The sequence below is a fragment of the Streptomyces sp. NPDC002044 genome (assembly GCF_040296725.1).
GTDB classification, from domain to species: Bacteria; Actinomycetota; Actinomycetes; order Streptomycetales; family Streptomycetaceae; genus Streptomyces; species Streptomyces antarcticus.
On record NZ_JBEOXU010000217.1, the window covers coordinates 1 to 7827 of the forward strand.

Sequence of the window (7827 nt, forward strand, 5' to 3'; positions counted from 1 at the left end):
GTACCGGCACCAGCAGGGCACGGGCGGCCTCGGATTCCCCGGCGGCGGTGTCCGTGACGGCGCAGTCCGCGGCGTCCGCGGCGTCGTCGTCGGCGGCGGGTACGGGCTCCGGCGGCACCACGGGGAGCGGGGCGGTGGCCGACTCGGACGCGTCCGCCTCCCCGCGGGGAGCCGGGGCGGCGGAGGCGCTCCCCGTGTCCCAGCGCAGGAAGGCGCCGCACGAGTCGCAGAAGGACTGGCCCGTCGTACGCGACGGGGCGGCGCACTCGGGGCAGGGGGCGGTGGTCCCGGATACGGGCATGGTGGTCAGTTCCCTTCCGGAACAGGCCGAGCGGGCGGAACAGGTGCGGTGGGCGGGCTGACAGGAGCCGGCGGGGTGGCCGGGGCGGGTGCGGCGCGCGGAACAGGTGCGGCCGGGGCGGGTGTCCCGGAGGAAGCGGCCGGAGCCGGTGTAACCGCCGGAGCCGTGGCGGGCGGCGGGCCGGAGGCCCGTACCTCGGTCGTGAACGGCAGGTGCGCGGGCCGGGCGGCCGCGACGACCGCGGTGAGCCGGTGCCGGTCGCCCGGCCCCGGGCCGGGCAGCCGGACGGTGACGTGCAGGGCCGCCCGCGGCGCGCCCGGGAAGGGCCCCAGAGGCTTGGCCGACCAGGCCGCGCCCCCGCTCTCGGTGATCTCGGGCGCGACCCCGAAGCACAGCCGCACCGCCTCGGCCAGGCCCTGCCGGGTGCCGCGCCGCCGGTGCAGGGCGGTGGCGGTGGCCACCGCGTGCCTGCGCACCTCCACCGGTTCGCCGCCGCCGAGTTCCGCTCCGACCCAGTCGGCCAGCCAGTCGACGAAGTCGGCCGGGGCGAGCGCGGGGTCGAAGTACGCCTCCAGGCAGTCGAGCACGTTGAACACGGGCGCCAGCATCGCGTCCAGGCCCGTGACGAACCGCTGGGCCAGGTCGTCGTCCGCGTACACGGCGGGCAGCGCGAGGCCCAGCGGATGCGGGGACGCCAGCCCGTCCAGCGCGCCGCGCGCGCTCGCGCCGGCGCCGCTCACAGGGCCTCGATCACGCGGACGCGGTGGTCGAAGGGGAAGAGCAGCGCGGACGGTCCGAGGTCGACGCGGTCGGTGGCGTCACCGCGGCGCCCGGTCAGCGGGTCGGCCGGATGCAGCAGCACCTCGTCGACCAGCTCCACGCCGGGCACCCGCTGGAGGGCCGCGAAGACCTCTCCCGACCGCAGCGAGCGGCCGAACGGCCAGCCCCGGCCGTCCGCGCCGCCCGTCAGCGGATCCAGGTAGGCGTACAGGGCGTCGAGGGCGTCCTCGCGCACCAGGTCCGCGCCGGCGGCCCGGTAGCCGTGCACGGTGGCCACCACCGTCACCCCCTGATAGAACGGCGGGCCGACCGCCAGCCGGGTGCCCAGCGGCCGCCGTTCGTCGAGGAAGCCGGTGATCCGGGAGAGCAGCTCGTCGCCCGGGACCAGCTGCTCGAAGCGCAGCCGGCCGCCCCGGTCCGTGACGGCCTGCGGCACGACCAGCACGCGGACCGCGTTCTCCCCGGCGGCCCCCGCCCCCGCGGGCGGCTCCGTGCCCGCGGCGAGGCACTGGATGCGGGCCGCCTCCGGGGCCGCCCGCCGGGTCAGCTCCTCGTAGTCCCGCGCGGTCACCGCCCGTTCCTGGGCCCGCAGCGCGATCGGTGCCCGCAGCCGGGCCTCGTCGACGGTCTCCCCGTCGACCCCGCCCCGGGCGGCCTCCCGGTTCTCCACCCGCGCGATGTACGGGATCGAGCTGCGCAGCACCTGGATCGCCCCGCGCGCCACGTTCCCGCCGCGGCCGCCGCCCACCGCGTACCGGGTGGCCCGGACGGCCGCGCCCTTGGCCGGGACCGCCCCGAACCGGCGCAGCGAGCCGTCGGGTTCGCGTACGGTCGGGCCGAAGGCGAGTTCCCCGGTCGTCGCGTCCAGCGTGAAGTGCCGGTCCCCGGGGCCGGACGCGGAGAAGTCCGGGACCCCCCGCCACCGCTGCCAGCCCTCCCCGTCCGAGACCTCCAGCAGGACGTCCCCCACCACCGGTACGCGCGCGAGGCGAACCCGGTGCCCCGGGACGCCCTCGGCCTCCCCGAGCGGCTCCTCCCGTACGAACTCGGCGTGCGAGGCCGTGACCGTGCCGCCGATGGTGAACGCCTCGGCGTCCCGCACGGTCGGCGAGGAGGTGTAGAACGGCTGCCCGGCCCGGGGAGCCGTCACCCGGCACCGCACCCATCCGGCCTCCAGTCCGCCCAGCCGCGACAGGGTGTGCCCGGCGGGCAGGTGCAGCACCACCTCGCCCGGCCGGTTCAGCCCGCCCGTGGAGTCGGAGGAGACCTCGCACTCCGTCCAGCCGTCCGGTGTCCACGCCTCCCACACCAGCGGGGGCTGCCGTGGGTCCACGCCCACGCCGTCGACCCGGCTGTCCACCCGCAGCACCGCCGTGCAGCCGGGGACCGCGGCCGACAGCCCGAACAGCAACAGGTCGCCGGGCTGCGGGAGTTCGGTGAACACCGGTACGTCGACGCCTGCCCGGACCTCCTGCGAACGGTCCGCCGGCGCGGCCCCCGCGCCCTGGCAGAGCAGGTACGACAGGGCGCACGGCACCAGGGTCAGATCGCGCTCGGTGGCGAAGACCACCGCCTCGTCGGTCTCCGTGCGTCCGGTGGCGACCTCGGTCCCGGCGGGCAGGACGACGGGCTCCGGCTGCGGCGCGGCCAGCCAGAACGTCACCGGGGCGCGGGCGGCCGAGGGCGGGAAGAGGGTGATGCCGAGCAGGTCCAGGAAGGCCAGGTGGCTCTTCTCCGGCACCCGGTTCAGCCGGTAGACCAGTTGGTCGGCCATGTGCGCCACGGCCTCGATCAGGGTGACGCCCGGATCGGAGACGTTGTGGTCGCTCCACTCGGGACAGCGCTGCTGGACGTAGCGCTTCGCGTCGTCCACGAACTGCTGGAAGTGCCGGTCGTCGAGCCGGGGTGCGGGCAGGGCCATCAGTGTCGTCCGCTTTCGCCGTGGGCCTGGGGGTACCGGGTGGGAGGTGCCTGGCCGCCGGGTGCGGCCGGCGCGTCAGCGGCGCCGTCCACGGCCTCGCCGCCCTCGGCGGGTATCACGTAGAAGGGGAAGACGAGGCTGCGCGGGTTGTTGGTGCCGCGCACCGCGTACCGCACGTCGATGTGCAGCACGGCGGGGTCGTCCGGTGCGGGGGTCACCGTCACCTCCCGCACCTCGATCCGTGGCTCCCACCGGTCCAGGGCCGTGCGGACCTCGTACCGGATGCGGCCGGCCGTCGCGTCGTTGGCCGGCGCGAAGACCAGGTCGTGCACCGCGCAGCCGAACTCGGGACGCATCGGCCGCTCCCCGGGGGCCGTCGCCAGGACCAGGCGCATCGCCTCCTCCACCTCACGGTCCCGCCGGGACAGCGCGATGGCGCCGCCCGGGTCGGTCCGCATCGGGAAGGCCCAGCCGGCCCCGACGAAGTGCTCGCTCATCCGCTCGTTCCCCTCATCTCCTCGTGTCGCGGACCGCTTTCCCGCACCGGGCCGCCGGTGCGGACGCGGGCGCTCAGAACGGCAGCCCGTTGCGCGTCGTGACGCCGATCAGCGACACCGTCGCCGCCGTGATGCCGACGTTGCCGACCGCCTGCAGCGCCACCCGCCCCGGCGTCTGCACGTCCAAGCCGAGCGTGGTCTTGACGTCCATGCCGAGCCCCGCCTTCAGGTGCAGTCCGCGGCCCGCGCTCAGCTTCAGCGCCCCCCGCGCCGACAGCGTCAGATCGCCGCCGGAGTCCACCTCGACGCCACGGGCCCCGTGGATGGTCACCGTCCCGTCACTGCTGACCGTCAGCGTGGTCCGCGCCTCGTTCAGCTGGACCGTCACGCCGCCGTCGCCGGTGGTCAGCCGGATGCCGCTCGACGCGCGGGCCGCCCCGGTCCGCTCCAGCAGCTCCACCGTGTGACCGCTGCGTGCCGTCAGGGAACGCCAGTTGACCTTCCCGGACGTCGGGTCGACGGCCGGGACGCCGTCGGGCTCGCGGGTCGCCTTGTCCACCCCGTTGTAGAGCCCCGCCAGGACGTACGGGTGCTCCAGCGAGCCGCGGTCGAAGGCGCACAGCACCTCGTCGTTGACGTCCGGCAGCAGCAGCCCGCCGCCACCGGTGCCGCCGAACTGGGCGACCCGGCACCAGCCGCTCTCGTACGTGTCCGAGAGCCAGGGGAAGCGCAGCCGTACCCGGCCCAGCCCCAGCGGGTCCTTGACGTTGGTGACCAGCGCGACCGCCACCCCCGGCAGCGGCGTCGCGGGCTCGGCGGCTCCGGTACCGCCCGAGGCCAGCCCGTACAGCGAGCGGAACTGGCGCCCGGAGACCGTCAGCCAGGTGACGTACGGCTGCCCGGAGGCGAACACGTGACGGACCCCGGTCGCCGTGTACTTGCCCTCGAACGGGAACCCGGCGCCCTTCACCGCGACCGGCCGGCCCGGCATCAGCCCCGGATTGCCGGTGACCGCCACCTCCAGCTCCGCGAAGGAACCCGCCACGTCGTCGGCCAGCGCCCGGGCGGCGTGCGTGACCTCCGAAGGCGCCGTGTAGGGGACGCGGGTGGCATCCAGCCCGGCCTTCCCGAAGGGTGCCGTGAGCTGAGCCGGGGTGAGGTCCGCCACGATGTCCGCGGTGGTGCCCGCCGGCGCCGGCGCGGCCAGCGGCCGCTTCGTCAGCATGTCCCAGCCGCGCACGGTGACCTGGCCGACCTGGCCGGAGGAGGTCAGCGCCACCCGGCTCTGCAGCGTGTTGTGCCCGAACTCCAGGACGTACGGGCTCCGCAGCGCGGGCGTCGTGTCCGCGGGCGCGCCCGCGGCGGGAGCGAGCGGCGCGAAGTCGAGCTTCCCGTCCGGGTCGAAGGAGAGCCGGACGTCGTTCTCCGCCGCCAGCCGGCTCAGGTAGTCCCAGTCGGTGGTGCCGGGCTGGGTGGCCAGCTCGTACACGGTGGGCGTGGCCGCCACCCTGCCGAGGGCCAGCCCGTTCTGGGAGGCGAGGCGCCGCACGATGTCGGAGGCCGTCATCTGCGGGTACCCGGCGACCCTGCGGTTGCGCAGCAGCCGGTGCCCGGGGTCGTACCCGCGCAGGACCAGGCGGCGGCCCGCGCCCGGCTCGGCGTCCACTTCCATCGCGGTGACCTCCCCGGTGATCAGCGGGGTGCCGCGGACACCGTCCGTGAACGGGCTGATCACCGCCTTCGAGCCGACGGTGAGCTGCGGATAGCGCCGGGTCAGGGTGCCGTCGCCATCGGAGAAGACCAGGTGGAAGGCGGAGGGAACATTGACGCTCGCGTCCACCCAGCCCTCGGTCAGCAGCGAGGCGAGCGGGTCGGGCAGCACCGAGCCGCCCAGGACGACGTGCAGGACGGTGGTGAAGGTGTTCTCGCTCATGCGGCACGCTCCGAGCCCGCGGGGAGGAGGAGTTCGGTCCCGGGACGCAGTCGCATCGGGTCGTCGATCCCGTTCGCCTCGGCGATCACCCGCCAGCGCGTCGGATCGCCGTACTCGCGCCAGGCCAGGGAGGCGAGCGTGTCACCGGCCACGGTGCGGTGCACCCGGCGGGCCGAGAGGGCGCCGGAGGTCGGATTCTGCCCCTTGACGGACATCGGGATCTCGGTCAGGGCGAGCGAGCAGGTGGCGCGCAGCGGCGTGCCGTTCGGGCTGAACAGGGTGTAGGTCGCGCTCGCGTTCGTCACGTACGCCGTGAACTGGACCGTGCTGAACGACCCCCAGGAGAACTTCACCCAAGGCGGCGACGGGGCCTGCGAGGTGACGCTCTGCTCGCTCACCTCGCAGCAGGAGAGCAGCAGTTCGACCTGTTTGAGAACCGTGCCGGAGCCGGGGGTGCCGGAGGAGTCGAGGAACACGTCGACGCGCAGCTGCGCCGGGCTGACGCCGGTGAACTTGGACGGAGCGCCCCGGGTGTAGGCGACGGCGGGATCCGAGCGCCAGTGGGCGGACCGGGACAGCTGGAGCTGGCGGGGGTTGAACTGGAAGCGGACCTCGCCGATCAGGCCGCCGACGGAGCCGCCGAGGACGGCGGGCGGCTGGTGGACGGCGAGCGAGGCCCGCGAGAGCCCGGCGGCGGCGCGGCCGCCCGTGGGGGCCGGCATCTCAGACCCCTCCGGCGTCGGTGAACCCGTGGTGGGCGATCTCCAGCGTCTCCGTGGCGACGGAGGGCGAGGCGGGGTTCAGGGTCGGGCCCGTCCAGCGCACCGGCAGTACCTCCACCAGGCCCCACTGGGCGACGACGGAGCCGTCCGCGCGCAGGGCGGCGATCTGGGCGGTGGGACGGGTGATGCCGGTGGCGAGGGAGGAGATCCAGGCCGCGACGCGGGCGGTGTCGGCGGTGAGGGGGCGGGTGAGGCGGATGGTGGAGAAGGTGACCCGGGTCGGCAGCTGCCAGACGAACCCGTTGTTCCCGCCCTCCTGGTGCTGTTCGACCTCGACCTGGGAGGAGAGCCCGTCGCAGCCGTTGAACAGCCCGAGGTTCTGGCCGTCGATGCTGAGTTTGAAGAAGACGGTGGAGCCGGGGTCGGGGGGCGTGGGCATGCGGGACTCTCTGTTCGGGGGCGGGCCGGGGCGGGGCGGGGCGGGGCGGTGCCGGGGCGAGGCGAGCGGTGCGGGTCTGTACGGCGCGGTCAGCGGTCGCGGAGACGGCCGAGGCGTTCGCGGTCCCCGCGGAGTTCGGCGCGCAGCAGCCGCGAGAGCGGGGCGACGAGGCGCCGGGCGAGCGCGTCGAGCTCGGCCTGCGGTGGGGGCTGCGGCTCGGCCTCGGGCTGCGGCGGGTGCGGTGGTTCGGCGGCCTGGGCGGGGGGGTGCGGGGAGCCGGGGTGCGGAAAGACGGGCGGTGGAGCGGCCGGGGCGGACGGTACGGGCGCGGGAACGGCGGCCCGCGGGGGCGCCGCAGTCGGAGGGGCGGAGGGCGCCGCGGCGGACGGGCGGGGGATCCGTTGCAGGGAGACCGCTCGCGGCGGGACCGCGGGTGCGGGCGGCGCCGGGGCCGGTTGCGCCGGAGCCGGGGCGGGCGTCCCCGGGGTGACGCGCGGGCCGAGTGCGGCGAGCGGGAGGGGCGCCGCTCCGGCGGCCACGGCGGAGGTCCGCCGCAGCACGGCGGGAGCCGCGGGCCACGGCTCCGGAGCGGGCCCGGCCGGGGTGAGCGGCCGCCGGGAGGCCAGGGGCACCGGAGCCGTGGGTGCGCGCTGGATCCGGGGCGCGGGAATCCGTACGGAGGGGAGGGGCAGGGGGGCGGGGGCCGGTGCCGTTGCCGGGGGCGGGGATTGGAGCGGTGCCGCGAGCCGGGGTGCAGGCGGTGCGGGCGGTGGCACGGGCGTGAGGGCCGGCTTGATCGGGGCGCCGATGAGGGGCCGGCGGACCCTGGCCACGGACTCCTCGGGCAGGGCGCGCTGCACCCGCCGTACGAGGGGCTTGCGTGTCCCCGTGCCCGACCCCGGGGGAGGAAGGGGCACGGGGACGTGGGGCGCTCCGGCGAGGAGCGGTTCGGGGGGCGTCGTGGTGGGCCCCGGCCCCGGGACGGACGCGGGTACGTCCGGGGAGCCGACGGGCCGCACCGTCCGCGAGGGCACTGCGGGCCGGGGCGCGGAGGTCAACGGCGCACCGGCGCTCGCGGCCGCCCGCTGTACGACGGGTACGGGCCGGGGCGTCGGCGCCGGGAGGGCCGACGGGGCACGCGGCGGCTCCGGTTCGCGGAGGTTCCGCGCTCCCGGTACCGCTGTGACCGGTACGGCCTGCCGCGCGGCGGGCCCGGGGCCGCCGCCCCGGTGCC

Annotated in this window: 6 protein-coding genes and 2 pseudogenes; all 8 read right to left on the reverse strand. The window is 76.4% G+C overall.

Features of this window, described 5'->3' with window-relative positions; genetic code table 11:
- Positions 1-301, reverse strand: a pseudogene (locus tag ABT106_RS29915) (hypothetical protein); the annotation flags it as partial.
- A 182-nt stretch (positions 302-483) separates the two neighbouring features.
- A pseudogene (locus ABT106_RS29920) lies at positions 484-1041 on the reverse strand (phage tail protein); the annotation flags it as partial.
- Positions 1038-3002, reverse strand: a complete 1965-nt coding sequence (locus tag ABT106_RS29925) for a putative baseplate assembly protein (RefSeq protein ID WP_351283613.1) — start codon at positions 3000-3002, stop codon at positions 1038-1040. The pseudogene ABT106_RS29920 and the gene ABT106_RS29925, both read right to left, overlap by 4 nt.
- Positions 3002-3499 (reverse strand): GPW/gp25 family protein, encoded by a 498-nt coding sequence (locus ABT106_RS29930; RefSeq protein WP_351283616.1) that lies wholly within the window; start codon positions 3497-3499, stop codon positions 3002-3004. Before ABT106_RS29930 ends, ABT106_RS29925 begins: the two co-directional genes overlap by 1 nt.
- Before the next feature lie 73 nt (positions 3500-3572).
- A complete protein-coding gene (locus ABT106_RS29935; RefSeq protein WP_351283619.1) occupies positions 3573-5432 on the reverse strand; it encodes a VgrG-related protein in 1860 nt (619 codons plus the stop codon).
- Complete coding sequence (locus ABT106_RS29940; protein ID WP_351283621.1) at positions 5429-6154, reverse strand: CIS tube protein; 726 nt, start codon at positions 6152-6154, stop codon at positions 5429-5431. The genes ABT106_RS29935 and ABT106_RS29940 overlap by 4 nt, the downstream gene beginning before the upstream one ends.
- Before the next feature lies 1 nt (position 6155).
- Positions 6156-6593: a phage tail protein gene (locus ABT106_RS29945; RefSeq protein ID WP_267726199.1), complete on the reverse strand. Its 438-nt coding sequence runs from the start codon at positions 6591-6593 to the stop codon at positions 6156-6158.
- An 89-nt stretch (positions 6594-6682) separates the two neighbouring features.
- Positions 6683-7225, reverse strand: coding sequence for a hypothetical protein (locus ABT106_RS29950; protein ID WP_351283625.1), 543 nt, complete (start codon positions 7223-7225; stop codon positions 6683-6685).
- Between the last annotated feature and the right edge of the window lie 602 nt (positions 7226-7827).

Excerpts from the sequence above, each read along its gene's own strand:
- ABT106_RS29940 (WP_351283621.1), bottom strand. The coding sequence starts at position 6,154 with ATGCCGGCCCCCACGGGCGGCCGCGCCGCCGCCGGGCTCTCGCGGGCC.
- ABT106_RS29930 (WP_351283616.1), bottom strand. The coding sequence starts at position 3,499 with ATGAGCGAGCACTTCGTCGGGGCCGGCTGGGCCTTCCCGATGCGGACC.
- ABT106_RS29925 (WP_351283613.1), bottom strand. The coding sequence starts at position 3,002 with ATGGCCCTGCCCGCACCCCGGCTCGACGACCGGCACTTCCAGCAGTTC.
- ABT106_RS29935 (WP_351283619.1), bottom strand. The coding sequence starts at position 5,432 with ATGAGCGAGAACACCTTCACCACCGTCCTGCACGTCGTCCTGGGCGGC.
- ABT106_RS29945 (WP_267726199.1), bottom strand. The coding sequence starts at position 6,593 with ATGCCCACGCCCCCCGACCCCGGCTCCACCGTCTTCTTCAAACTCAGC.